Here is a 24,456-nt window from a genome sequence, read left to right as displayed (position 1 = left end):
CTGCCGCGTCACGGGCCAGCATGCAAGGCAAGCTCGGCCTGCGCAACCGGCTGGAAATCGCGGCCTTGGCCTGGGAGAACCATCTCGTGCTACCGCGCTGTGCGCCCGGCCGGAGTTGATGTCCTGCACCGGCCGGGCGCACATGGGGGCCGAACTAAGGGCTCCGCCCGAACCGGTCAGCCCAGTCGGATGAACCAGCTGTTGCCGAGGCAGCCCGAGTCCTGCCGAATGGAGGCGACCACGTACCCCGGCGGGAGCGGGTGCTGGGTCTGGCAGACCCACAAGCCGTTGGCCGGGAGCCGGATGAACCAGCTGTAACCGGCGCAGCCCGAGTCCTGCCGGATTGAGGTCACCACGTACCCCGGTGGGATCGGCAGCTGAGTCTGGCAGATCCACATGCCGTTGACCGGGACCTGGACGAACCAGCTGTAACCGCCACAACCCGAGTCCTGCCGGATCGAGGTGATCACATGGCCCGCCGGAACCGGCGTGCCGGCACAGATCCAGCCCGAGAACAACGGCGCCGCGGCGGTGGCCGGAGCGACAGCGGGTGCGGCACTGGCCGGGGCGGCGGCGATGACGCCACCGATCATGGCCATCCCGGCGAACGCGGCGAGCTTTCCGAACATTCTCGACCAGCGCGAAGTGCCATTCATGGAACTATCCTCTCTGTTGTTTCAGGCGCCCGAACCGGTCAGCCAAATCGGATGAACCAGCTGTTGCCGAGGCAGCCCGAGTCCTGCCGGATGGAGGTGACCACGTACCCCGGCGGGATCGGCACGGAGGATTCGCAGATCCACAGGCCGTTGGCCGGGAGCCGGACGAACCAGCTGCGGCCGCCACAACCCGAGTCCTGCCGGATCGAGGTGATCACATGGCCCGCCGGAACCGGCGTGCCGGCACAGATCCAGCCCGAGAACAGCGGCGCCGCGGCGGTGGCCGGAGCGACAGCGGGTGCGGCACTGGCCGGAGCGGCGGCGATAAGGCCACCGATCATGGCCATCCCGGCGAACGCGGCCAGCTTTCCGAACATTCTCGACCAGCGTGAAGAGCCATTCATGGAACTATCCCCTCTATTGTTTCAGAAACTGCGGATAAATCAGGTTCGACTGCCGCAGCTCACATGCGCCTACGCGCACGGAATTGCTCGCGAAATTTCCCCTATTAGCGCGAGCTTGAAAAGCCCCTCTCCGAAAAGAGACGGTATCCGCACCGACGGAGGCCAGGAAATACGCCAAACAGCCTAATTCCACTACAAGGTGTAGCGAAATTCCCGCATGCGGGCGAGCTGGATCACTGGCGAGGGAGCCGGGCGACGAGCGCGGTACGCGAGGACACGCCGAGTTTGCGGTAGATCCGACCGAGGTGGGTCTCCACGGTGCGTTCGCTGACCACCAGCCGTTCGGCGATGGCCCGGTTGCTCTCCCCCCTGGCGACCAGCTCGGCGATCTCGGCCTCCCGCCGGGTCAGGCCGAGTGGGGAATGCCGCGCGGTGTGCGGGGCAGGCGCGGGGACGCGGCGGCCGAGCTTGCGCTGGTGCCGGGTGGCCAGTTCGACATACCGGTCTGCCCCGCACAAGGCGAGAACCGCCGCCGCACTGTCCAATTCGGACAGTGCCATCGACCGGTCGCCGCCCGCACCGTGGATCAGGCCGGCCAGCATCCGGGCCCGGCCGGCCTGCAGCCGCTGCCCGGTGGCCACGAAGATCTCCGCCGCCGTCTCGGCCCGGACCAGGGCCGTCCCCAGTTCCCCTGCCTGGTGCAGGGTGTGCGCCCGCGCCAGCGCGGCGAACCCCACGCTCCACGGCAGCACCTCATCGGCCAGCTCCTCCGCGCGGTCCGCCCAGTCGCCCGGCTCACCGAGTTCGGCCAGCTCGGCATAGGTGCGCAGGCGCATCCGGTAGAGCAGCTGGGGCAGCGCCGGGCCGCCCATTCGCTCGATCACCCGCGCCAGTCCGCCGCCCCGGCCGGTACGCCTGCGCAGCAGCTCGATGCCCAGTGCGAGGGGCTGGCGCCGGACCTCCGGGCCCTGCTCGGGTAGCGCGCACATCTCCTGGTAGGACCGGGTCAGCGTGTCCAGGTCCAGGCAGTCCACCGCGACCATGCCCTGGAAGAACAACGCCGCCTCCAGCAGCGGGGTCGCCCCGTCCAGCCTGGCCAGTTCCAGTGCCTCCGCCGCCGAGGCGGTGGCCTGGGCCAGCTGCCCCGCCGCGGCCTGGCCGACGGAGCAGTAGCCGTAGATGCCCGCGCTGCCCGTGACGTTGCCGGTCCGCTCCATCACCACCAGCTCCTGCCGCAACCGGCGCAGCCCGCTGTCCAGCCGGAGGTGCCCGTAGATCTCGGTGATCGGTGCGGCGTGGCCGATCCAGAAGAACGCCCGGTGCTCGGCTTCGCTGATGCGGTCGAACATCTCGGTGGACTCCGCCAGCAGCCGCACCGCCTCGCGCACCCGCCCCAGCTGCGGGTAGGTCATGGCCAGCATGGCCAGGGCCGCGCAGCGCACCGGGCAGTCGGCCCCGGCCGGACGCCGTCGCAGGGCCAGCGCCGCCACCTCGGCGGCCTCGGCGAACTTGAACTGGGACAGCTCCAGCACCGCCAGGTGCATGGCGATCATGGCGGTGAGCAGGTCGTCCTGGTCCGGCTCGCGGTCCAGCTCGGTGTAGAGCGTCTCGGTGGTCTCCTCCGCCCAGGCGAAGGACAGGCTGGTGCCCGCGTACAGCGCGGTCGCCCGCAGCCGCAGCGCGGGTTCGGCCATCAGGGCTCTGGCCAGCTCCCAGGCCTGGGCGCTGCGACCCGCCAGCGCCAGTGCCTGGGCCAGTTCCAGGCGCAGCTCCCCGCCAACCTCGTCCGCGGGCTCCGGATGCAGGTCCAGCGCCGCCTGGGCCCAGCTCACCGCGGTCGCCGGGGCCACCGGCAGGGCCTCCCTGGCCGCCGCGCGCAGCTCCTCCCGCGCCTGGGTGTCCCCGACCGCGGCCGAGCGGGCGATGTGCGGTGCGCGCACACCGATTCCCGCGCCCCGCCTGGCCAGTTCCCCGGCCACCCTGCCGTGGGTGGCGGCCCGCCACAGCGGACTGGCCGAGTGGTAGACCGCGTTGCGCAGCAAGGGATGCCGGAAGGCGACCCGGGCCCCGGTGCCGGTGGCGCGCAGCAGGTCCGCGGTGAACAGCTCCGCCGCGGCGGCCTCGGTCTGGGCCGGGGTCAGGTCGGCGGCGACCGCGACCAGCTCCGGCTCGACCTGGTCGCCGAGCACCGCCGCGGCCTGGGCGACCAGCCGCGCGCGGTCGGACAGCTGGCCGAACTCGGCCAGTAGCGCCCTGGTGCCGGTGTGCGGGCCGGTGGTGCGGGCCAGGATGCCCAGGTACAGCGGGTTGCCCTCGGCTGCGGTGTAGCGGGCGCGGCGCTGCGGCTGGGGCACATCGGAGAGCAGCTGCTCGGCTGCGGCGTAGTCCAGGGCGGTCAGCTCCACGCGGTGGACCGGGGCGGTCCACGGTTCGTGCAGCACCGCGGCCAGCTTGTCCGGCAGCTGCCGGGGCCGGTGGGCCAGCCACAGCACCAGCGGTCCGGCTGGCGGGCGGCGGCTCAGGTACGCGAGCAGGTGCACCGAGGCCTCATCGGCCCAGTGCAGGTCATCCAGCACCAGCACGGTGCGCGGTGTCAGCACGGCGGACACCGCCCGGTGCAGCGCCCGCCACCCGCCGGGCGAATCGTCGGCAGCCATCGGGAACCGGTCGGCCAGGGCGTCCTGGAACACCCCGAACGGCAGCTCCTGCTCGAACTCCCCCGCCCGGCCGGTCAGGACGGTGAAACCCAGTGCGGCCGCGCGCGGGCCCGCCTCGTGCAGCAGCCGCGACTTGCCGATCCCAGGCTCGCCGACGACCTCCACCACGGTGATCCCGGCCCCGGCCGTGGCCACCACTCCGGCCAGGAGATCCAGCTCGGCCTGCCTGCCCACGAACGGCTCCACCGGCCCACCATAGTGAGACGGACCTCGGCGCCCGCCGGAGGCCATTCCATTTCGGACAGTGCGCGGCGGTCCGCTCAGCGCCACCGTTGCGTGGTGGAGCGAGCAGCGGAACGACTGGTGGACGGGTCGGTTCGAGGCCACCGGAAGTCCTCGAACCGGCCCGGTGCGGCTCCGCGGGCCGGCGCCCCGCGCTGGTTACACCCGCTCGGCGTCGACCGTCGTCGCGGGTGCGGCGCCTGCCTGGCGGCGGTTCTCGAGCTTGATCCCGCACTTGCCGGCCAGGGCGACGCCCGCGCCGATCGTCATCGCCACCGGGGCGGCCAGCGCCGCGACCAGCCCGACGGCCACCGGTACCTCCAGCAGCACGTCGTCCTTGCGGTCGCGCACGACCACGCGACGGTTGATGCCCTCGCTGACCAGCCCGCGAACGGCGTCGACCATGGAGTCGACGGCGGAGGGGGTGGACTCGGGCTTGGACTCGCTCATGATTCTCCTCGTGCTGCGGAACTCCCTTGACGCCACCATCGTGCCCGCGGCCCGGCGCCCTGCCATCAGGGTTTGTCCCTGACCTCGCCTGATTTACCCCGCCGGCCTCCTCGAACCCGCCGCCCGGGTCCTGTGCCAGGGTGGACACCATGACCTGGGATGGCGAGGACTACCAGCGCCGCTTCGACCGCCTGGCCGACACCGGCGCCGACGTGCACGGCGAGGCCGGCTTCGTGCGCGCCTACCGGCCTGGTTCGGTTCTCGACGCGGGCTGCGGCACCGGCCGGGTCGCCATCGAACTCGCCAGGCACGACATCGAGGTCGTCGGGGTCGACGTGGACGCCTCCATGCTTGAGGTCGCCAGGGAACGGGCGCCGCAGGTCACCTGGCATCGCCGCGATCTCACGACGCTGGCCCTCAACCGCCGCTTCGATGTCGTCGTCATGGCGGGCAATGTCCCGCTGTTCACCCCGGCGGGCACCCAGCAGGCACTGGTTTCCGGTGTGGCGGGCCACGTGGCGCCCGGAGGCGTGCTCATCGCGGGCTTCTCCCTCGACCGCGGCTACACCGCCGAGGACTACGACACCCACTGCGCGGCCGCGGGGCTCACCCTGGTCGAGCGCCACGCCACCTGGGACCGGGAGCCGTTCACCGGCGGCGGGTACGCCGTTTCGGTCCACCGGGCGCCACTCGCGCACTGAGCTGAACCCACACTTCCGCGGCAGCCGGGGCTGCCCAGCGGGTTCGCCTCGCCGGCGTGTTGGCCGTTGTCGTACCCAGTCTTGGCCGAACTGGCACGCCCAGTCCGGCCAACTCACCGTCCACAACGGCCAACTCACCGTCCATAACGGCCAACACGCCGTCCGCAACGGCCAACACGGTTCAGGGGAGTAGGACGCGGCGGCCTCGGGTGTGTCCGGCCTGGCTGTCGAGGTGCGCGGCCGCGGCTTCGGCGAGCGGGTAGGACTTCTCCACCGGGATGTGCAGCTTTCCCCGCGTGATCAGGTCGGCCGCCTCGGCCAGTGCCGCCGGCATGCTGCCCGCCTTCCCGGAGAAGTGCACACCGAACTCCGGCGCGCTGGGATCGGCGATGGAGACCACCTTGCGCGGGTCCCCGGTCAGCTCGACCAGCTCACCGAGCACGCCCGAGCCCGCCACGTCGAGCGCCGCCTGGACCTGGCCGAGCCGCCGCACCCGCTCGACCCAGCCCGCGCCGTAGGTCACCGCGTGCGCGCCCAGGCCGCGCAGGTAGTCCTGGTTGGCGGCGCTGGCCGTGCCGATCACCGTGATGCCGCGGTCGCGGGCGATCTGCAGCACCGCCGAGCCGACTCCCCCGGCGGCGCCGCTGACCAGCAGCGTCTGGCCCGGTCGCACCCCGGCCTCGCGCAGCACCCGCAGCGCGGTCTCCACCACCGAGGGGTACCCGGCCGCCTCGGCGAAGTCCAGCCCGGCCGGCATCCGGGTCCAGGCCGAGAGCACCGCGAACTCGGCGTAGGTACTCGAACCCGCGCCGAACACGTGCTCGCCGACCTCGACTCCTTCGACGCCAGCGCCCACCTCGTCCACCACCCCGGCGGCGTCGATCCCGATCCCGGCGGGCAACTCGACCGGATGGGCGTGCTGGAGCCCTCCGGAGCGAATCCGCCAGTCCACGGGGTTCACGCCCGCCGCCCGCACGGCGACGCGCACCTGCCCTGGACCCGCGTGCGGCTGTTCGGCGGCTTCCAGGCGCAGCACGTCCGGGCCACCGAACTCGGCGAAGGTCACTTTCCACATGTCGTCGTCCCCTCTCGTCCTGCCATCGAACGTAACACTAACGGTTAGCTTTAAACAACAGCTCCACTTTTGGACCTGATAGCATCAGCGCATGACCGCACCGCCCGGACGTCGGGAGCGCAAGAAGGCCGCGACCCGCCAGAAGATCGCCGACACCGCCCTGCGGCTGTTCCTGGCGCGCGGGTACGACGCGGTGGGCATCCGGGACGTGGCCGCCGAGGCCGACGTGGCCGTCACCACCGTCTTCTCCCACTTCGCCTCGAAAGAGGCCCTGGTGTTCGAGCAGGACCAGGAATTCGAGCAACGCCTCATCCAGGCGGTCACCGGCCGGGCGCCGCACGAACCGCTCATTCCGTTGCTGCGCCGCGAGATCCACGCCCTGGTGCGGCACTGCTCGGCCGAGGGCTCGGCCCCGATCTGGCGCCTGATCCAGGAATCCCCCGCCCTGCGGCAGTACGGCGAGTCGATGAGCCTGCGCCACGCCGAATCACTGGCCGCGGCCCTGATCGCCGACCCGGACCTGTCCCGGAGCAGCACGGCCTGCCACGCGCTCGCGCGGTTCGCGATCGAGGCCTTCTCGCTGGCCAGGGAGGCAGCCGAGCCGGACGCCGCGGTGGCGGAGATCTTCCAGATGATCGAGGCGGCCTGGGCGGCGACCGCCGTACGCCGGTGAGGTGTTGTCGGCGAGTGAACCCCGCCGAGCGGGTCGTCACCGCACTGCACAGCACCGGCGAGGACGTGTTGTGACCGCGCCGAAGCAGGCCATGTGGCCGTTGTACGCGGCCGGGTTCACCACCGCCTTCGGCGCGCACGGCATCGCCGCCAACCTGGGCGGCTCGGCCGAGGACGCGGTCACTTCACTGCTGGTGCTGGGTGGGCTGCTCGCCCTCTACGACGGCGCGGAGGTGCTGCTCAAGCCGGTCTTCGGCACGCTCGCCGACCGGGTCGGCGGCAAACCGGTGCTACTCGGCGGCCTGATCGCCTTCGCGCTCGCCTCCGCGCTCTACGCCGTCGCGGACAGCCCCGGCTGGCTGTGGGCGGCCCGTCTCGGCCAGGGTGCGGCGGCCTCCGCCTTCTCCCCCGCGGCCTCCGCGATGGTCGCCCGGCTCAACCCGGCGGCCAAGCGTGGCCGTGCCTTCGGCAGCTACGGCTTCTACAAGTCCATCGGCTACACCCTCGGCCCGCTGCTCGGTGGCGTCCTCGCCTGGGCAGGCGGCCTGCGGCTGCTGTTCACGGTCATGGCCGGGTGCGCGGTGATCGTCGCGATCTGGGCCGCCGTCGCCGTGCCCGCCGTGCCACCCCTGCCCCGCACCCGGCAGACCGTCGCCGACCTCGCCCGCCGCCTGGCCGACCGCTCCTTCCTCGCCCCGACCACCGCACTCGCCGCCGCCACCGCTGCGCTGTCGGTCGGTGTGGGCTTCCTGCCGGTCTCCGGCGCGGCGGCCGGGCTCGGCGCCATCGCCACCGGCGCCGCGGTCTCCGTCCTGGCCGCCACCGCCGCACTCGTCCAGCCCTGGGCCGGTCGTGCCCTGGACGCCGGACGGCTCAGCACCCGCACCGGACTGCTCGCCGGGCTGCTGATCACCGCGGCCGGACTCGGTGCCGCGGCCCTGCCCGGTCTGACCGGTGTGCTGCTGGCCGCCGCCCTCATCGGCGTCGGCACCGGGCTGATCACCCCGCTCGGCTTCGCCGCCCTGGCCGCCGCCACTCCCGAGGCCCGCATGGGCCAGACCATGGGCGCGGCCGAACTGGGCCGCGAACTCGGTGACGCCGGGGGCCCACTGCTCGTCGCGGGCGTGGCCACGCTGACCACCCTGGCCTTCGGCTACGCGGCCCTGGCCGTGCTGCTGGCCGTGATCCCGTTGGTGACGCTGCTGACACGTCGGCGGAGCTGACTTGACCTTCGAGTCGAGGTGAGGGTTTACCGTCAACGGGTGCGCACGATGCGGATCTCCCAGCGCGGCCAAGCACCTCGGGCTGCCGCTGGCCGTCGCCGAGCAGGAATGCTGCCCGTTCTTCGACTTCCGGATCCACCTCGACGGCCCGATGCTGCGCCTGGAAGTGCGTGCGCCCGCCGAGGGAGCCGGGCTGCTCACCGAGTTGTTCACCCCGGCCGCCTGATCGCCGCACCCGCGAGGAGTTTGCGTTGTCCCAGTCGTCCGGTCTGGTCGCGGGCATGGAACGGCACCAGGTCGCCCTCTATCTGGGTGCCCTGACCGCCGGGGCGCTGGTGGGCTGGGCCGTCCCGGCGGTGGGGCCGGGGCTGGAACTGGCTGTCACCCCGGTGCTCGCGGCCCTGCTCTACCTGACCTTCCTGCAGGTGCCCGCCGCCGAACTCGGCCGCTCGCTGCGAGATGGGCGGTTCCTGGCCGCCGTGCTGGTGGTCAACTTCGTGGTGGTGCCGCTGGTGGTCGCGGCGATGTTCGCCTTCCTCCCGGCGGAGCCCGCGGTGCGGCTGGGGGTGTTGCTGGTGCTGCTGACCCCGTGCGTGGACTACGTGATCGTCTTCAGCGGCCTGGCCGGTGGCAGCAGCCGCCGGTTGCTCGCGGCCACGCCGCTGTTGCTGCTGGCGCAGCTGATTCTGTTGCCGGGCTTGCTGTTGCTGTTCCTGGGCGCCGAACTGGCCGAGGTGGTCGAGGCCGGACCGTTCGTCGAGGCGTTCCTGGTGCTGATCGTCATCCCGCTGGCGCTGGCCTGGCTCACCCAGGCCTGGGCGGCCCGTCGCGCGGCCGGGCGCAGGGTTGCCGAGGCGCTGGGGACGATCATGGTGCCGCTGCTGGCGGTGACCCTGCTGACGGTGGTGGCCTCCCAGGTGCCCAAGCTCGACCGGGACCTGGGCCAGGTGGTCGCGGTGGTGCCGTTCTACCTGATTTTCCTGGTGGTGATGGCCTTCGCCGGACTCGGCGTCGCGCGCTTGTTCCGCCTGGATGTCCCGGCCGGGCGGGCGATCGTGTTCAGCGGCGCCACCCGCAACTCCCTGGTCGTACTTCCGCTTGCCTTGGCGTTGCCCGGCACCTTGGCCATCGCCGCGGTGGTCGTGGTCACCCAGACCCTGGTCGAGGTGGTCGGGATGGTGGTCTACGTGCGGGTCGTGCCCCGGCTGCTTACCCGGCGCGGCGAGTGAATCCGCGGTACAGCAACGTGATCAGCACACCGTGGTAGGCCAGGCCAGCCGCCAGGTAGGGCCACCAGGTCCCGCCTGCGGCGGCGGTCAGGAACGCCTGCGCGGGCCAATAACTGGGCACCAGACCAAAAACCAGGTGCCAGTCGATGTCCAGGATCGCGGGCAGCAGGGGCAGACCGGCCACCACGATGCCCAGTGCCCGGATGACCGCGATGCCCTCCACCTTGTTCCTGGCCAGCGACAGGATCACCAGCGCGACCACCAGCGCGGACCCGCCTGCCAGCAACGCGATCGGGAACAGTGGCGGCACCAGGCGCCAGGACAGCAGGCCGCTGGCGGACATGGTGGCCAGCACGTAGAGCGCGGTGACCGTGACGCCGAGCAGGGCGCGGTAGCCGAGGTAGGCGCGCATCGGCAGCGGGCTGACCCGCAACGCGGTCAGCGTGCCCGCGTCCCGTTCCTCCAGCACCAGCAGGCCGAGCACCGCGCCGATCACGATCGCGCTGGTGAGCAACAGGAAACCGACCAGGATCAGCGGGTAGTGCGGCACCAGGTCGAACCGGTGCCGTTCGGCGAGGAACCGGGTCACCGGCGGGGTGCCGAAACGGACCGCGGCGATCCAGACCAGCGGGGCCAGCAGCACCCCGCCCACCAGCAGGTCCCGGCCCGCCCCACGGACGTCGTTGCGGGCCAGGACGGCGAGGAAACCGGGCATCTCAAGCACCTCCGGTGCGGGCCACCAGGTAGCGGTCGAACAGGCGCCCGGCCAGCAGCCACAGGCCCGCGGCGAACAGCGGCGGATAGCTCAGGGCGTAGGGCAGTTGCCAGTCGGTGAGCTGGTACTGGTCGAAAGCCGCGCCCAGCAGCAACAACGGCCCGTAGGTGGGCAGCAGGTACAGCCACGGGGTGTCCCACAGGCCGGAGTAGCCGAGGATGGGCAGGTTGAACAGCGCGATCGGCAGCACCGCGGGCAGGAACCAGTCGCTGACCGAGTGGAACGGCAGCGCGGTGAGGAAACCCAGCAGCAGCATCAGGATCGTGCCCAGCGCGGCGCCGGTCAGCAGCAGCGGCAGGTGGTAGTCCAGCCCGCTGGTGACGGTGGCCACGAACACCGCCAGCAGCACCGACAACGCGGTCAGCACCAGCACCTTGGCCGCCAGGTATTCGGTGAAACGCAATGGGCTGGCGACCACCGCGTAGAGGGTGCGCTCGCCCTTCTCGAAGAACACCGCGGCGGCCACGAAGAAGAACCCGACGATCATCAGATCGCCGAGGATGACGTAGGGTTCGGCCGCGCGTCGCGGTCCCGGTGGCAGTGGGAGCAGCAGGGCCAGCCACAGCAGGCCGGAGAACAGCGCGGCGTGCAGGAATTTGTACCGGTGTTGCAGGGTCAGTTCCAGCCGCAACGCGGCGCCGAGGCGGCTCATGTCAGGCTCCGGCCGGTGGCCTCGACGAACACGTCGTCCAGGCTGGCTTCCTGGCTGTGCAGGGTTTCCACCCCGCCCGCGCGCAGCAGGCCGAGAAAGCCGGGGTTGTCGGCCAGGCCGTCCAGGGGGAATTCCGTCGCGGCCAGGCCGGATTCGGCGCGGTGCTCCACGCGGACGGCTCGTCTGCTGCGGGCGATCTTGAGTTCCTTGGGTGTGCCCAGTTCGACGATCCGGCCGTCGACGACGAAGGCGACCCGGTCGCACAGTGCCTCGGCGGTGGCCATGTCGTGCGTGGTCAGGAAGACCGTTGTGCCGTTGTCCCGTTCCGCCAGCACGATCTCACGGACCCGGCGGGCGTTGACCGGGTCCAGGCCGGAGGTCGGCTCGTCCAGGAACAGCAGGTCCGGCTGGTGCAGCAGGGCACGGGCGAAGACCAGGCGCATCTGCATGCCCTTGGAGAACTTGGCCACCCTGGTGTGCGCGTCGGCGGCCAGGCCGACGGAGTCCAGCAGTGCCAACGGATCCCGGGTCTGGCCGTGGTGCAGGGCGGCGAAGAAGGCGAGGTTCTCCAGCGCGGTCAGCTTCTGGTAGTGGTTGGGCAGCTCGAAGGAGACTCCGACCCGGCGGTAGTAGTCCTGGCCCCAGGCCGCGGGTTCGCGGCCCCACACCGACACCGCGCCGCCCTGGCCGGTGAGCAGGCCGACCAGGATCCGTTGGGTGGTTGACTTGCCCGCTCCGCTGGGGCCGAGGAACCCGAAGATCTCGCCGCGGTCCACGGTGAAGTCCATGCCGCGCACCGCGGGTTCGGCGCTGCCGGGGTAGCTGAAGGTCAGCCCGGCCACCTCGATCACTGTCATGCGTCGACCGTACCGAGTTTTCGCACTTTTGGAAACATTCGAAAATGCTAGGGTGGCGTCGAACGTGGAGAGGAAGATCGATGACGGATGCCATGGCCGCCGCCGAGCAGCTCGCGCTGACCTTGAGCAAGGGCGGTCTGCAACGGATGACCGCGCGGGTGATGAGCGCGCTGCTCTTCGCCGAGCAGGAGACCATCACCGCGGGCGAGCTGGCCGAGCGGCTGCGGATCAGCCCTGGCACGGTGTCCACCGCGATCAAGAACCTGACCGTGGTCGGGCTGATCGAACGGGTGCCCGCACCGGGTAGCCGACGGGAGCACTTCCGGTTCCGCGAGGGCGCCTGGGCGATCCTGATGTCCGGGCAGAACGAGATGATCCAGGTGATGCAGGACGCCGCCGAGCAGGGCATCGCGGCCGCGGGCGAGCACAGCATCGCCGGGCGCAGGCTGGTGGAGATGCGGGACTTCTACGCCTACCTGATGGCCGAACTGCCCGCGATCATCCAGCGCTGGCGCGATTCCCGGGGCTGAGCAACGAAAAGCCGGCCGGCGCGCTGGCGACGGGGGCCGCGCGGCCGGCCGGCTGGGGATCCGGCTGGCCGTCATGCCGCACGCCCTGCACGCGCGGTACCACGAGGCCGGATCCCCTGTGCTGAGCCAACCCTGTTCCGCCCAGGCGGACAAGCTCGCGGGCGCCGAACTTACGCGGCCTTAGCGGCAGGCCGGGCCCGGATCAGGGTGGCGAACAGGCTCGCGCCCGCCGCGCACAGCAGCAGCACCAGCGCGTCATGCCGGGACTGCGCGGTGAACTCCAGCGTTCCGTGACCGCCCAGCACGAATCCGGTGTGCACGCACCAGCCGAACGCGGCGGTGACCAGGGTGGCGCCCGCGGTGCTCAGCAACGCGAGGACGTCGACGGCCAGTACAACGCCGATCACCGACAGCACCGGCTGGCCGGTGGCGCCGAGGGCGCGGGCGATCAGGACCGCCACCACGGCCAGGGTCATGCCCAGCGGCAGGCCGAATCCTCCGGGGACAACTGGCGGCTGAGTGCGCATGCGGTCAGTGCAGCCCGCGCGCGGCCAGGACTGAAGGGGCCCTGACACGATCCCTACGCGGCGGCGGGATTTCCTTACCGGGCGAAGGTCAGTCGCGGAACTGACGGAACGCGGTCCACAGCTCCGCGGCGAACACATCCGGCTCCTCGAATGCCGCGAAGTGACCGCCGCGATCCACCTCGTTCCAGTGGAAGACGGTCGACCACGCCTGCGCTGGAGAAGAACTCCGGCCCCTGGTCAGCGCGTCCTCGGCCCGGCCGTTGTTGTCGGTCCACTCGTGGAACTTCTCGTACATCCACATCGCGAGGGCCAGCGGGGAGTCGTTCAACGCGTAGCCGATCGTCTGCGGGCGGGTGTTCATCTGGTCGGCGTAGCCGGTTTTGCTGGTGACGAACAGGTTGATGCGGGCGAGGGCGTGCGCTTCCGCCGCCGTGGGGTGCGCCGGGAGGACGGGCGGGACGACCATCGGCAGGTTCACGTGCGCGGCGAGCAGCCCCTCTGGCGCCTGGCTCGCCAGGGCCGTGGTGATCGCCGATCCCCAGTCGCCGCCCTGGGCGACCCAGCGCTGATAGCCGAGACGCCGCATGAGCACGGCCCACGCCCGTGCGATGCGGCCGGGGTCCCAGCCGGTCTCGCGCGGTTTGTCGGAGAAGCCGTATCCGGGGATGGCGGGGATCACCACGTGGAAGGCGTCCTCGGCCTTGCCGCCGAAGCGCTCCGGGTCGGTGAGGCGGTCGATGACGTCCAGGAACTCGATGACCGAGCCTGGCCAGCCGTGCGTGAGCAGGATCGGCAGGGCGTGCTCGTGCTTCGAGCGGGCGTGGATGAGGTAGACGCCGACGCCGTCGATCTTCGTGCGGAACTGCGGGTACCCGTTCAGGCGGGCCTCGAACGCGCGCCAGTCGTACCGGTGCAGCCAGTGGTCGACGAGTTCCTGTGCTGCCTGGAGCGGCACTCCCTGGGTCCAGTCCTCGACGAGTTCCCGATCCGGCCATGGGGACTCCGATCGTCGTCCGCCGGGTTCGGCGGAGGCCAGTTTGTAGCGGCTGCTACAAATAGGTGTACCGTGCTCGCCATGGCACGGAAGATCGCGTTCGACTACGACCGGGCGGTGGCGGCGGCCACGAGGTTGTTCTGGGCGAACGGCTACGTCGGCACCGGACTGCGTGACCTGCTCAAAGCCATGGGGATCGGCGAGGGCTCGTTCTACAACACCGTGGGCAGCAAGAAGAATCTGTACCTGGTGTGCCTGCGCCGCTACGAGGAGACCGTCATCGCCGATCGGATGCGGGCACTCGCCGAGCCGCCGACCGCGGCCGAGGGCATCCGGGGGTTCTTCGGCGCGATCCTCGACTGCCTGGACGATCCGGCCACACCGTCGCGGCTGTGCATGCTCGCGGCGATGTCGACCGGGGAAGTGCTCGCCGAGCCCGACCTGCGCGCCCGCGCGGACGAGGCCATCGCGAACCTGCGCACCGCGCTGCACGAGCGCATCACCGCCGACCTGGACGCCGGCGCGCTGACCGCGTCGGTGGATCCCCTGGCGGTCGCCGCGATCATCACCACGTTCACGCAGGGCCTGTGGCGGGTCGCGCTGGTGTCCTACGACCGCGCGGCATTCGAGCGGCAGATCGAGGCGCTGCTCACCGCTCTCGGACTCTGGAAACGCGGGTAGGTCACGCCCGATCAGCGCAGATCGCGGATCAGTCCGCCGATGACCAGGTCGACCTCGGCCGAGTCGAAGGTGTCGGCGCCGATCAGCAGGGTCACCGACCGGCGGCCGTCCTCGGTCACGGCGTTGCGGAACTTGTGGCCGCTGGGCATGCTGCCGCTGTGCCCCCAGGTGATCAGGTCCGGGGTGAGTCGCCTGCGTTCCACGCCCAGGCCGTAGCCGTCGCTGAGTTCGTCCGGCACGGTCCGTTTCAGCTCGGCGAGTTGGTCTGGGGCAAGGAGTTCGCCGGTCAGCAGCGCGGTCCAGAAGGCGGTCACATCGGCCCCGGTGGAGATCAGCGAGCCGGAGGCGCCGGCCTCGGAGGTGTTCCACTCCGTCCGGTCCAGCAGCATCCCGGCGCGCCGCAGGTAACCGCGTAGCTCGGGCCGGGGCAGCGTGACCCGGTCGCCGGGCCAGTAGGTGTCGCGCAGGCCAAGGCGTTTGATGATGCGCTCGGTGATCTCGGTGCCGACATCGCGGCCGGTGACCTTGGTGACGAGCAGTCCGGCCAGGTTGTAGTTGGTGTTGGCGTAGGCGAAACCGGCCGGGCCCCAGCGCTGCGGCGGCGGCAGGGTCAGTGCCTGCCGGACCGTGCGCACCGGTTCGATGTGGTCCCAGCGGCGCCGCTCCTCATCCTGCCAGAACGGCGCTTCCAGGTAGTCGGGCAGGCCGCTGGTGTGCTGTAACAGCTGCCGGACGGTGATCTCGCGCCCGTCGTAGCGGCTGGTGCGGATCAGGCCGGGCAGGTGGCGGTCAACCTTGTCCGCCAAGGCGATCCGGCCTTCGCCGACCAGTTGCAGCACCACCGTGGCCGTCCAGGCCTTGGTGTTGCTGCCGATCCGGCTGTGTTCGGTGCCGCGCACCACCCGGCCGGTCCAGCGGTCGGCACGGCCGACCCCGCTGTTACGCAGGCCGCAGCGTGGACTGCGCGTGGTCAGCGCGATCCCGGCGCCGACCCGGGCCAGGGCGGTCAGCGCGGTCCGGATGGGTCCGGGGTCGCAGCGCGGGGTCGCGTTCGCCGCGGCCGGTGGCGCCAGCAGCACCGCGGTGATCGTCAGGGCCACCGCGACATTTCCGTTGCCTCGCATGGCATCTCCTCTCCCTTTCCTCTCCCTTGCACCGAGCCTCGCGGCTGGGCCGGGCCGGGTGCATACGTTGCGGTCCAGAGATTCGGCGAAAGTGTTGGCCGTCTGGCTAAAGTGGTGCAGGTGCCCGACTCCGCGGCGCCCGATCTCGGGCAGGTCCTCGACGAGCTGGGCCCCGCGCTGCTGCGGCCGTTGACCGTGCTGCCCGAGCGGCCGGTGCCGGTCTCCGGCGTGCTCGTCTTCGAGCGGCGAGCCGCATTGCCACCGGTGCGGGGCGCGATCCTGCTCGCCGTCGGCGTGACGATGGCGCAGGCGCCCGAACTGCTCGGCGCGGCGGCCGAGGCCGGACACGCCTGCCTGGTGGTGAAGAGTTTCGCCGAGCCGGTCACCGAACTGGTGGCCCTCGCACAGCACTGCGGCGTGGTGCTGCTGGCCGCCGAGGACAGCGTGCCCTGGCACCACCTGGGCGCCCTGATCTCCTCCGCCCTGGCCGCCGCCGCGCGCTTCGCCAGGGCCCCGGGCATCGGCGACCTGTTCGCGCTGGCCAACGCGATCGCGGCGATGGTGGGCGGCGCCACCGTGATCGAGGATCCGCGGCGGCGCATCCTGGCCTACTCGACCGTGCCCGGCCAGCGCATCGACGAGGGCCGCCGTCAGGGCATCCTCGGCCGCCAGGTGCCGGCAGGTCCGGACTACGACGAGCAATACCGCGCCCTGGCCAAGGACAAGCGGCTCCGCCGGTTCCCAGCTCTGCCCGGCGGTCTGCCGCGACTGGGTATCGCGGTGCGCGCGGGCGGCGAGCAACTGGGCTCGATCTGGGTCGTCGACGCCGAAGATCACCTGGACCCGGCCGCGGAACAGGCCCTCGCCGACGTGGCCGACACCGTCGCCCTGCACCTGCTCGCCGCCCGCACCGCCCTGGACGCCGCCCGCCGCGGCGCCGCCGACCTGGTGCGGCGGCTCTTCGGCGACCCGGACAGCGTCATCGAGGTGGCCAGGCAACTCGGCCTGGACCCGAACCAGCCGGTCGCGGTGGCCGCCTTCGCCATCGCCGCCGAGGACGTGCGCGCGGCGCACGCGGCCACCCGGCTCGCCGACCTGGTGAGCCTGCACTGCGAGGCCCACCACGGCAGGCAGGGCTGCGCCTTGCTCGACGGCACGGTGTACGCGCTGCTGCCGGGCGGCCCGTCGCCACCCGCGCACCGCGAACTCGTCGCCGACATCGCCCGCCGAGCCCACAGCGCGCTGCGGGTGCCCGTGCTGGCCGCGGTCGGCTCACTCGTCCCCGGGCTGCGCACGATCGCACGTTCCCGCGCCGACGCGGATCTGGTCCTGCGCGCGCTCACCGACCGGCCGGGCCCCGCGGAGCCCTGCCAGGTGGCCACCCTGGCGGAGGTGTGGGCGGGCGCGGCACTGGCCGCGCTGGCCCAGACCCTGGCCGGGCACGAGTCGCTGCCCGACCGGCTCGGCCCGGCGGTGCACGCCCACGACCGAGCGCACGGCACCACCTACGCGGCCACCATGCTCGCCTACCTGAACGCCAACAGCGATGTCTCAGCCGCCGCCCACCGGCTGTCCGTACACCCGAACACGGTCCGATACCGGCTGTCCCGCGCCGAGCAGATCTTCGAACTCGATCTCGCCGACCCAGACCAGCGCCTGGTGCTATGGCTGCGCTTGCGACTGGCAGACCAGCCCGGCCAGTAAGCCGAATCGCCCCAGCCCCACCGTGTTGGCCGTTGTCGTACGGTGAGTTGGCCGTTGTGGACGGTGAGTTGGCCCAACTGGTACGCCGGTTTGGCTCAAGTGGGCGTACCAGTTGGCCCAAGTGGCACGAACGGTTTGTCGCGGATCTGCTTGCCGCACACGGTGATCCGGCCGCACTCGACCAGGCTTCCGCCGAGCCGGCGCGCCGCAGGGAACCACGGCTCCGGGTTTCGCCAGCTGGTCGCGCGGTCACCGGGTGAGCGTGGCTGGCGGGTGCTGGTGCTCGACGCCGGGGCGGCACAGGCACGGTGATCGAGGACACTGGCGGTGCGGCTACGGCCAGGGCGGGGGGTTCGTAGACTGTCGCGATAATGGGCGGCGGAGGGACACGATACGGTGATGGCACAACCGTCGCTGCCGCCATCCGCTCCGCCGACGGTAAGATGGTCAGGCCGGGAGCCGGGAGCCGGGAGCCGGAAGCCGGAAGCCGGAAGCCGCTGGGACACCATTCGCCCCGAGCGTGAAGTCCTGGTCATCGCCCGCAACCCCGCCGTGCTCAACCGCATGTGGGACGTCCTCCCCCTGCTGCTGACCGACCGCCGGGTCGCGGTGACCTTCGCCGTGGACAACGGATCCGTGTTCTCCCACCGCATCCGCGACCACCTCGCCGAGGCAGGCGCCCGCACCGTCGACTGGGACACCGCCCTCACCCTGCGATACGACCTCGCCCTGGCCGCCAGCGACAACGGCGAGCTGCACCGCGTCCGTGCCCCGCTCATCCTGCTCCCGCACGGCATCGGCTACCACCGCCGCTCCCCCAGCGACCCCACCGCGATCTCCGGACTCCGGCGCTCAGCCCTGGTGCGCCGCAACCGGATCATCCCCAACACCCTGGTCGTCGCGCACGATCACCAGCTCGCGGTCATCGCCTCGGTCGAGCCCCGGCTGCTGCCACGGGCGCTGGTGGCAGGGGACCCGTGTCTGGACCGCATTCACCTCAGCGAGCCGCGCCGGCGCGAGTACCGGACCGCGTTTGGCGCTGACCGGCGTGAGCTGGTCCTGCTCTGCTCAACCTGGGGCAGGCACTCACTTTTCGGCGCCCGCACCGAGCTGCCCGCGCGGATCCTCGCGGCACTGCCCACCGACCGCTTCCGCTGTGCGCTGGTGCTGCATCCCAACGTGTGGGCCCAGCACGGGGCACTGCGGATCAACGCCCTGCTCCGCCGCGCCACCGACGCGGGCCTGGCGGTGGTGCCACCCGAGCAGGGCTGGCAGGCCGCGATCGTGGCGGCCTCGCTGGTGATCTCCGACCACGGCTCGCTGAGCAGCTACAGCGTCGGCGCGGGCAGACCGCTGTTGCTGGCCACCGACGGCGGCCCCGAAGTCGTCCCCGGCTCGCCACTGGATCACCTGCGTCAACGCCTTCCCCGGCTCCGGCTGGACGAACCCCTGGAAACCCAGATCGAGCAGGCCCTCGGACAGGACCCGGGTTCCGCGACGGCGATCTTCGCCCGGACCGGGCAGGCCGCGGCCATCCTGCGGGCCCGGATGTACGCGGTGCTGGGCCTGCCGGAACCAGCCTGGACGGCGCGGCCCGAACCACTGCCCACACCCGAGATCACCACGGCCGAGCCCGACGCGCTCCGGGTGCGAGTGTCCGGCACGACCACCCTGACCCTGCACCGATACCCGGTCGTGCCAGGCGAATCCGAGCCGCCCGGCCACCTGGCGGTCAGCGAGCACGCCACCGATCCGGAACACCTGGAGCGGGCCGCGGTCGTGTGGAGCGCCGCCCGGCAGGACTGCCCGGCGGACGCGGCCGAGTGGGGCACGGTGACGCTGCGACGCTGGCCCGGCGCCCAGGTCGCGGTGACCGAGGTGGCGCCCGGTTCGATCGTGGCCCTACTCCGGGACGGTCACCGCGTCACAGGCCAGGCCACCGTGCCGCGATCAGTGGCCGGATCGGCGCTGTACCAGTGGATTCTGCTGGGCCGACCGGGCACGGAGTTGACCATCCAGGCGGGCGCGAACTCGGGTGTGCTCCGCTGGTGACCGGTCAGGTCGTGGCCGGCAACCCGGCCAGCTGCCGGGCCGTGCGGGTAATGGTGGCCGCGCGCGGGCTGCCCATCCGCTCGAAGATCGCCGCGGCCCGCTGCCGGAACTCGATACCGGCCGCTCGGTCGGCCCGCCGCTCGGCCAGCTCGGCGAGTCCGAGCAGCGCGTCCGCGGCCGGTGCGGTGGCACCGCGTTCCCCGGCCGTGGCCAGCACTTCGGCGTAGGCGTGTTCGGCGGCCTGGTCCGCGCCGGAAGCCGCCAGCACCACCGCGGCGCTGAGCTGGACCTTCAGCAGAATCGAGGTGGCATCGGTGCCCGCCAACAGATCCCGGGAACGCGCGAAGGCCAGCGACGCCTCCTCATACCGCCCCAAGGCACCCAGTGCCCGGCCGACCAGCATGCTCTGCAACGCGGTGCCCCGGGTCAGTCCGAGCCGCTCGTTGATCTCCAGTGCGGCGCGGAACCGGGCCAGGGCTTCCTCGGCGCGGCCCTCGCGCAGCAGCACGTTGCCGGTGAAGTCCTCGACCGAGGCCAGCAGCCGATCCCAGTCCGCGGCCAGTTCCCTGGCCCGATCCAGGTGTTCGTGGGCCTCGGCGAAGCGGCCGAGTTCCTGGTACGCCCTGGCCAGCAGGCACCGGCAGCGAGCCTCGTACCCGGCGTTGCCGAGCAGCACGGCCCAGTCGACGGCCAGCTTGCCCGCACGTACCCAGGTGGCGAGGGGTTTGGTCGCGTCGAACAGGGTGTGTATCGCCTCGAACAACCGGCAGACCTCGGTGTGCCAGCCCTGCGCCGCGGCGGCCGCCATGAGGTCGACCAGGTTGGCCTGCTCCTGCCGCAACCAGGCCAGGGCCGTGGCGGCCGGGATCTCCACCGGCGTGTCGTCCAGCACCGCGGCCGGATCGGTCACCCGCAGCGGCTGCCTGCCGTGCACGGCCACATCCGCGGCCGCCGCGCCGATCAGCCACCACCGGACCGCCGCACGCAGCGCGCCGATCCGCTCGGCCTCGCTGTCCTCGGCCTCGGCCACCCGCAGCGCGTGCACCCGCACCAGGCGGTGCAGCCGGTGCACTCCGCCGGGCTCGGCCTGCACCATGCCGGTCTGGCACAGCTCGTCCAGATCGCGGCGCACGCCGCGCACCGGCTGATCGAGCATGGCCGCGAGCACCTCAACGCCAAAGTGCGGCCCCACCAGCACACTCAGCAGCCGGTACAGCCGCCGTGCCGACTCCGGCAGATCCTGGTAAACCCGGTCGAACATGGCGAAAACCTTGGCCCGAGCCGATCGGTCCGCCGAGGAGTCCCCGGGATCGCGGTCGGTCTCCCGGAGGTCCTCGACCAGCTCGCGCACCGCCAGGTGTGGTCGCGCCTTCAGCCAGGCCGCGGCCACACCGAGTGCCAGCGGCAGGCCGCCGCACAACTCGACCAGGTCGACCACCGCCGGGCGTTCCGCGGCCACGCGCTCGGCGCCGCACACCTTGGCGACCAGGCTGACGCCGTGCTCGGCGCGCAGAGGTTCGAGGGCCACATCGAGCACCTCCCGGTCCTGGTACAGCTCGGCCAGGGCCTGCTGCCCTCCGGCCGCGACCAGGACCAGGCTGGCCGGTGAGTTCGGCAGCAACGCGATCACCTGGGCCGCGTCCCGGACATCGTCGAACACCGCGAGCAGCCGCAGCCCGGCGCTCAACGAGCGGAAGAGGTCGACTCTGGCCTCGAATGCGGCGGGGATGCGGGATTCGGGCACACCCAGCGCGGCCAGGAACCTGGACGCGGCCTCGGCGGGTGAGTTGCCCGCCACCCCGTACTGCACGTGCAGCACGCCATCGGGATAGCGCTCCCGCAACTGCCAGGCGGCCTGCCGCAGGAACGCGGTCTTGCCCATGCCCACCATGCCGTGCACGGCGGCGACCATGGGCCGGGTTCGGTCGCCGATCGGGGTCCCGGCCAGCGCACCCACCCGCGCGAGTTCCTCATCCCGGTTGGTGTAGGTCTCCGGCGGCGTGGGCGCCTGCGCGGGAACCACCGACGGCAGCTCCGGGTCCGCGGGCGCGCCGGAGAGGATGACCGACTCGATCACGCCGGCCTGCACCACGCTGTGCGCGGTGCCGCCCAGCTCGTTCCGCACCCGATCACCACGCACGGTCCCACCCCCGGTCGTCCCTGCTACGTTCCGCGACGATCACGGTACTGGACGCGACCAGGTCCTGCCCCGCCGCTCAGGGCACGGGCGCGTGATCGGCCAGCTCGAACACCGCGCGCCGCACACCCGCGCCACCTTGAGCCGGGGCGTGCTCCAGCGGCGCAACAGCAGACGGCGGGCGGGCTTCTCCACCTGCTCGTAGAGCAACCAGGACAGCAGCAGCGACACGGTGAACACGGCGGTGAATGCGGTCAGCGCCCACCAGAACGGCAGTCTGGGCGCGGGGCCCAGCACCATTTCCGCCAGGCGCAGCACCAGCAGGTGGATCAGGTAGAAGGAGACGGACCACTCCCCCAGCACGACCAGCCTGGGGTGCCGCCAGATCGACTGTGTGCCAGTCAGATCGGCCATGGCGGCGGCCGGGAGGAGCAGGGCGAAACCGAGCACGAACTCGGGCAGCCTGGCCAACGGGAAGGAGTACAGCGCCAGTCCCAGGAACGGCAAGGCCAGCACCACCAGCACCGCGGCGGCGGCGACCGTGTACAGCCAGGCCGCCGTTCCCTTGCGCAGCAACACGAACAGCAGTGGGAAGCACAGGTAGAAGAACGCCTCGCACACCAGCGACCAGCTGACCGGGTTGAGCGCCTGCCACCAGTCCGGCCACCAGGAACTGACCAGCAGCAGGTTGGCCGCCGTTTCGTTGCCGCTACTGGGTAACAGGCTCGGGACCAGGGTGGCGCCGAGGGTCAGCGCGAGCACCGCGGTCACCAGGTGCACGGGGTAGATCTGGGCGAATCGCCTGCGCCAGAACGTGGTCACCGGCTCGCCTGGTCTGGCCGACCAGGCGAGCACGAAGCCGGAGAGGATGAAGATGCCCGCTGGAGTCAGGGTAGTTCCGTGACTCACGTCACACTGTCTATTGTGGAGGCACGGCGGTCACGGTTTCAGCGGGCCCGGCCACAGGTATTCGTCGGCGGGCACTGTCGCGCCGCGGAACCAGGCGGCGAAGAAGCCGTCGAGGTTCTGCCCGGAGACCTCCGCCGCCAGTGCCTCGAACTTCGGCCAGTCGGCGTAGGAGGCGCGCTGCTCCTGCGGCCACCGCCGGAGCAGCTGCTCGAAGGCCTGTTCGCCGAGCTGCCTGCGCAGTGCGTGCAGGGCGAGCGGGCCCTTGTTGTACATGGTGATCCCCGGTGTCACGCCCGGCTGGTAGAGCCGTTCCCAGAACGCGGGCTCGCCCCGTTTCGCGGCGACGATCCGGCGGTAGCGGGTGTCCAGCTCCGCGCCCTCCTTGGCCTCCTGCCACAGCCAGGGCGCGTAGGAGGCGAAGCATTCGGACAGGCAGCTGTCCGCGGACTGCCGGGGCGCGGCGGAGATCCCGTACCACTGGTGGGCCTGCTCGTGCACGACCGTTTCCAGGGTCAGGTACCGCGGGTTGCCCGCGCCGAGGTACACCGGCCGGGTCTGCGGCGCGGTGGCCGGCGCGTCGTCGCTGACCTGGAGGAAGACGTTGCCCGCCGCGGCGAAGGGGTAGCGGCCGAACTTCGCGGACAGGAAGTCGAGCACCTCCGGCAGCCGGTCGGCCAGCGGTTTGGTCGCCGTCTGCAGGCCCGGCGCGTACGCGGTGACCACCGGGGTTCCGTCGGCCAGCGTGCCGCGCTCGGTGGTGAACCGGTCGATGGACACGCTCACGTGGTCGGGGTCGACCTCGGGTTCCGCCCAGTGGAACGTGGTCGACCCGGACCCCGCGTGCGGCTGTCCTTCCCGGCCGACCGAGACCACGCCCCAGCCGTCCGGCACCGTCATCGCCAGCCGGAACTCCGCCTTGTCCCTGGCCTGGTCGCGGACCGGGAACCAGGATCGGGAGCTGCCCAGGAACGCGTTGGCCCCGCCCGTGGTGGTGGCCAGCCAGCCGGGGCCGGGGGTTCCGCCGTACTCGACCCGCACCTGGAAGCCCGCGCCAGGGCGGATCGTGGTCGCGGGCTGGATGAGCAGTTCGTCGTCGGCGTTGTGCGCGAAGGACTTCACCGGGACCGAGTCGACCGTGACCGCGCTGGCCCGCGGCCCGGCCAGGCGCACGGTGACCCGGTCGAGCGCGCTGCGAGCCTTGGCGCTGATCACAGCCGTGCCGCGCAGGGTCTGGGCGCCGGGCTGGTGGTCCAGGGTGAGGTCGTAGCCGGTGACGTCGAAGTCCTCGGCGGTCTCGGCGTTCGCCGTGCCTGCCCCGGCCACCGTACCCGCGAGCACGGCGGCGAGCAGAACGCAGCTGAGTCGGCGAGGTCGCTGTCCCGCGATGGGTTTCATGCCCCCCACCGTCGTCCGGTCCTGTCCCCACCAGGTAGCGGCCATGTCCCGGTCCCGTCGCAACACCCCACCCCCGTGTTGGCCGTTGTGGACGCCGTGTTGGCCGTTGTGGACGTCGAGTTGGCCGATCTGGACACCGAGTTGGCCCAAGTGGGCGTACCAGTTGGGCCAACTCGGCGTACGACAACGGCCAACACGCGGGCGAGGGGTGGACCGGGTGCTTAGGATTCCGGTCATGAGCGCGGATGCCGAGGTAGTGGCCTGGTTGCGGCACAAGGGGACCGGGGAGATCGCCCACCCCGGCGGCACCCTCTACGCGCACCTGTGCCGGGTGCGCGACCGCCTCGACGTCCTGGGTCACGGCCTCGACGTCCAGCTGGCCGGACTCACCCACGCCGCCTACGGCACCGACGGCTTCGCCCTCGCGCTGCTCGACTGGCAGGACCGCGCCCCGCTGCGCGCCCTGATCGGCGACACCGCCGAGGAACTCGTCTACCGGTACGGGTCCTGCGACCGGGACCGCAGCTGGCCCCGGCTCGCCGCGACCGGCCAGGTCACCGACCGCTTCACCGGCGAGGTCCACACGCTCGCCGGTGACCGGTTGACGGAGTTCGTGGATCTCAGCATCGTCAACGAACTCGACGTGATCGAGCAGGACCCGGCCCTGCTGACCAAGCACGGGGACTACTTCCGGGAGCTGTTCACCGCCTGGGCGCCGGTGGCCCACGCCACGCTGCGCGCCGACCTCCGGCACCTGCTCGATCGCTGAC

General features: G+C 71.7%; 23 protein-coding genes. 9 read left to right on the top strand and 14 right to left on the bottom strand.

Annotated features, from left to right (window positions below; translation table 11 throughout):
- Positions 1–176: 176 nt before the first annotated feature.
- From ACTOWY_RS34850 to ACTOWY_RS34835, 4 genes are all read right to left on the bottom strand, one after another.
- Positions 177–656 carry a hypothetical protein gene (locus ACTOWY_RS34850; protein ID WP_441313857.1) on the bottom strand — a complete coding sequence of 160 codons (480 nt, stop codon included), beginning with the start codon at positions 654–656 and terminating at the stop codon, positions 177–179.
- 38 nt (positions 657–694) lie between these two features.
- On the bottom strand, positions 695–1,033 hold the full coding sequence (locus tag ACTOWY_RS34845; RefSeq protein WP_441313856.1) for a hypothetical protein: 339 nt from the start codon (positions 1,031–1,033) through the stop codon (positions 695–697).
- A 260-nt stretch (positions 1,034–1,293) separates the two neighbouring features.
- The gene (locus ACTOWY_RS34840; RefSeq protein ID WP_441313855.1) at positions 1,294–3,963 is read right to left on the bottom strand and encodes an ATP-binding protein; all 2,670 of its coding nucleotides are present in this window, start codon (positions 3,961–3,963) and stop codon (positions 1,294–1,296) included.
- Between the two features lie 195 nt (positions 3,964–4,158).
- A complete protein-coding gene (locus ACTOWY_RS34835; protein WP_441313854.1) occupies positions 4,159–4,449 on the bottom strand; it encodes a DUF4342 domain-containing protein in 291 nt (96 codons plus the stop codon).
- A gap of 149 nt (positions 4,450–4,598) precedes the next feature.
- On the opposite strand from ACTOWY_RS34835, the gene ACTOWY_RS34830 reads away from it, so the two are divergent.
- Positions 4,599–5,150 carry a class I SAM-dependent methyltransferase gene (locus tag ACTOWY_RS34830; protein WP_441313853.1) on the top strand — a complete coding sequence of 184 codons (552 nt, stop codon included), beginning with the start codon at positions 4,599–4,601 and terminating at the stop codon, positions 5,148–5,150.
- A 181-nt stretch (positions 5,151–5,331) separates the two neighbouring features.
- Here ACTOWY_RS34830 and ACTOWY_RS34825 read toward each other — a convergent pair whose 3' ends face one another.
- Positions 5,332–6,225: an NADP-dependent oxidoreductase gene (locus ACTOWY_RS34825; protein ID WP_441313852.1), complete on the bottom strand. Its 894-nt coding sequence runs from the start codon at positions 6,223–6,225 to the stop codon at positions 5,332–5,334.
- A 91-nt stretch (positions 6,226–6,316) separates the two neighbouring features.
- Between ACTOWY_RS34825 and ACTOWY_RS34820 the strand changes: the two genes are divergently transcribed.
- The 3 genes from ACTOWY_RS34820 to ACTOWY_RS34810 all read left to right on the top strand — a co-directional run bounded on the left by ACTOWY_RS34820 (position 6,317) and on the right by ACTOWY_RS34810 (position 9,349).
- Positions 6,317–6,898 (top strand): TetR/AcrR family transcriptional regulator, encoded by a 582-nt coding sequence (locus ACTOWY_RS34820; protein WP_441313851.1) that lies wholly within the window; start codon positions 6,317–6,319, stop codon positions 6,896–6,898.
- A 70-nt stretch (positions 6,899–6,968) separates the two neighbouring features.
- Positions 6,969–8,120 (top strand): MFS transporter, encoded by a 1,152-nt coding sequence (locus tag ACTOWY_RS34815; protein WP_441313850.1) that lies wholly within the window; start codon positions 6,969–6,971, stop codon positions 8,118–8,120.
- Between the two features lie 281 nt (positions 8,121–8,401).
- The gene (locus tag ACTOWY_RS34810; RefSeq protein WP_441313872.1) at positions 8,402–9,349 is read left to right on the top strand and encodes a bile acid:sodium symporter; all 948 of its coding nucleotides are present in this window, start codon (positions 8,402–8,404) and stop codon (positions 9,347–9,349) included.
- Here the strand turns inward: ACTOWY_RS34810 and ACTOWY_RS34805 are convergent.
- The 3 genes from ACTOWY_RS34805 to ACTOWY_RS34795 are packed head-to-tail and all read right to left on the bottom strand — an operon-like array spanning position 9,330 to position 11,633.
- Entirely contained in the window at positions 9,330–10,064 is a 735-nt protein-coding gene (locus ACTOWY_RS34805) for an ABC transporter permease (protein ID WP_441313849.1), read from the bottom strand. The two genes, ACTOWY_RS34810 and ACTOWY_RS34805, sit on opposite strands and share 20 nt — an antisense overlap.
- A gap of 1 nt (position 10,065) precedes the next feature.
- A complete protein-coding gene (locus ACTOWY_RS34800; protein WP_441313848.1) occupies positions 10,066–10,776 on the bottom strand; it encodes a fluoroquinolone export ABC transporter permease subunit in 711 nt (236 codons plus the stop codon).
- Complete coding sequence (locus ACTOWY_RS34795; RefSeq protein WP_441313847.1) at positions 10,773–11,633, bottom strand: ATP-binding cassette domain-containing protein; 861 nt, start codon at positions 11,631–11,633, stop codon at positions 10,773–10,775. Before ACTOWY_RS34795 ends, ACTOWY_RS34800 begins: the two co-directional genes overlap by 4 nt.
- 80 nt (positions 11,634–11,713) lie before the next feature.
- Between ACTOWY_RS34795 and ACTOWY_RS34790 the strand changes: the two genes are divergently transcribed.
- Positions 11,714–12,163 carry a GbsR/MarR family transcriptional regulator gene (locus ACTOWY_RS34790; RefSeq protein ID WP_441313846.1) on the top strand — a complete coding sequence of 150 codons (450 nt, stop codon included), beginning with the start codon at positions 11,714–11,716 and terminating at the stop codon, positions 12,161–12,163.
- Positions 12,164–12,333: 170 nt separating this feature from the next.
- Here ACTOWY_RS34790 and ACTOWY_RS34785 read toward each other — a convergent pair whose 3' ends face one another.
- Entirely contained in the window at positions 12,334–12,690 is a 357-nt protein-coding gene (locus ACTOWY_RS34785) for a hypothetical protein (protein WP_441313845.1), read from the bottom strand.
- Positions 12,691–12,778: 88 nt separating this feature from the next.
- Positions 12,779–13,645, bottom strand: a complete 867-nt coding sequence (locus tag ACTOWY_RS34780; protein ID WP_441313844.1) for an epoxide hydrolase family protein — start codon at positions 13,643–13,645, stop codon at positions 12,779–12,781.
- Positions 13,646–13,765: 120 nt separating this feature from the next.
- On the opposite strand from ACTOWY_RS34780, the gene ACTOWY_RS34775 reads away from it, so the two are divergent.
- On the top strand, positions 13,766–14,365 hold the full coding sequence (locus ACTOWY_RS34775; protein WP_441313843.1) for a TetR/AcrR family transcriptional regulator: 600 nt from the start codon (positions 13,766–13,768) through the stop codon (positions 14,363–14,365).
- Positions 14,366–14,376: 11 nt separating this feature from the next.
- Here the strand turns inward: ACTOWY_RS34775 and ACTOWY_RS34770 are convergent, their stop codons facing one another.
- Positions 14,377–15,489: a serine hydrolase domain-containing protein gene (locus ACTOWY_RS34770; protein WP_441313842.1), complete on the bottom strand. Its 1,113-nt coding sequence runs from the start codon at positions 15,487–15,489 to the stop codon at positions 14,377–14,379.
- A 120-nt stretch (positions 15,490–15,609) separates the two neighbouring features.
- Here ACTOWY_RS34770 and ACTOWY_RS34765 point away from each other — a divergent pair, with 120 nt between their 5' ends.
- Complete coding sequence (locus tag ACTOWY_RS34765) at positions 15,610–17,193, top strand: PucR family transcriptional regulator (protein WP_441313841.1); 1,584 nt, start codon at positions 15,610–15,612, stop codon at positions 17,191–17,193.
- Positions 17,194–17,757: 564 nt separating this feature from the next.
- Entirely contained in the window at positions 17,758–19,245 is a 1,488-nt protein-coding gene (locus tag ACTOWY_RS34760) for a hypothetical protein (RefSeq protein WP_441313840.1), read from the top strand.
- A 4-nt stretch (positions 19,246–19,249) separates the two neighbouring features.
- Here the strand turns inward: ACTOWY_RS34760 and ACTOWY_RS34755 are convergent, their stop codons facing one another.
- The 3 genes from ACTOWY_RS34755 to ACTOWY_RS34745 are packed head-to-tail and all read right to left on the bottom strand — an operon-like array spanning position 19,250 to position 23,686.
- The gene (locus ACTOWY_RS34755) at positions 19,250–21,370 is read right to left on the bottom strand and encodes an NB-ARC domain-containing protein (RefSeq protein WP_441313839.1); all 2,121 of its coding nucleotides are present in this window, start codon (positions 21,368–21,370) and stop codon (positions 19,250–19,252) included.
- Between the two features lie 54 nt (positions 21,371–21,424).
- Positions 21,425–22,291, bottom strand: coding sequence for an acyltransferase family protein (locus ACTOWY_RS34750; protein ID WP_441313838.1), 867 nt, complete (start codon positions 22,289–22,291; stop codon positions 21,425–21,427).
- A 30-nt stretch (positions 22,292–22,321) separates the two neighbouring features.
- Positions 22,322–23,686 (bottom strand): M1 family metallopeptidase, encoded by a 1,365-nt coding sequence (locus ACTOWY_RS34745; protein WP_441313837.1) that lies wholly within the window; start codon positions 23,684–23,686, stop codon positions 22,322–22,324.
- 235 nt (positions 23,687–23,921) lie between these two features.
- Here ACTOWY_RS34745 and ACTOWY_RS34740 point away from each other — a divergent pair, with 235 nt between their 5' ends.
- The gene (locus tag ACTOWY_RS34740) at positions 23,922–24,455 is read left to right on the top strand and encodes a DUF6817 domain-containing protein (RefSeq protein WP_441313836.1); all 534 of its coding nucleotides are present in this window, start codon (positions 23,922–23,924) and stop codon (positions 24,453–24,455) included.
- The last annotated feature ends 1 nt before the right edge of the window (position 24,456 follow it).

The organism is Crossiella sp. CA198 (assembly GCF_052078295.1).
Taxonomy (GTDB): domain Bacteria; phylum Actinomycetota; class Actinomycetes; order Mycobacteriales; family Pseudonocardiaceae; genus Crossiella.
This window is presented reverse-complemented; position numbering and strand designations above follow the sequence as displayed.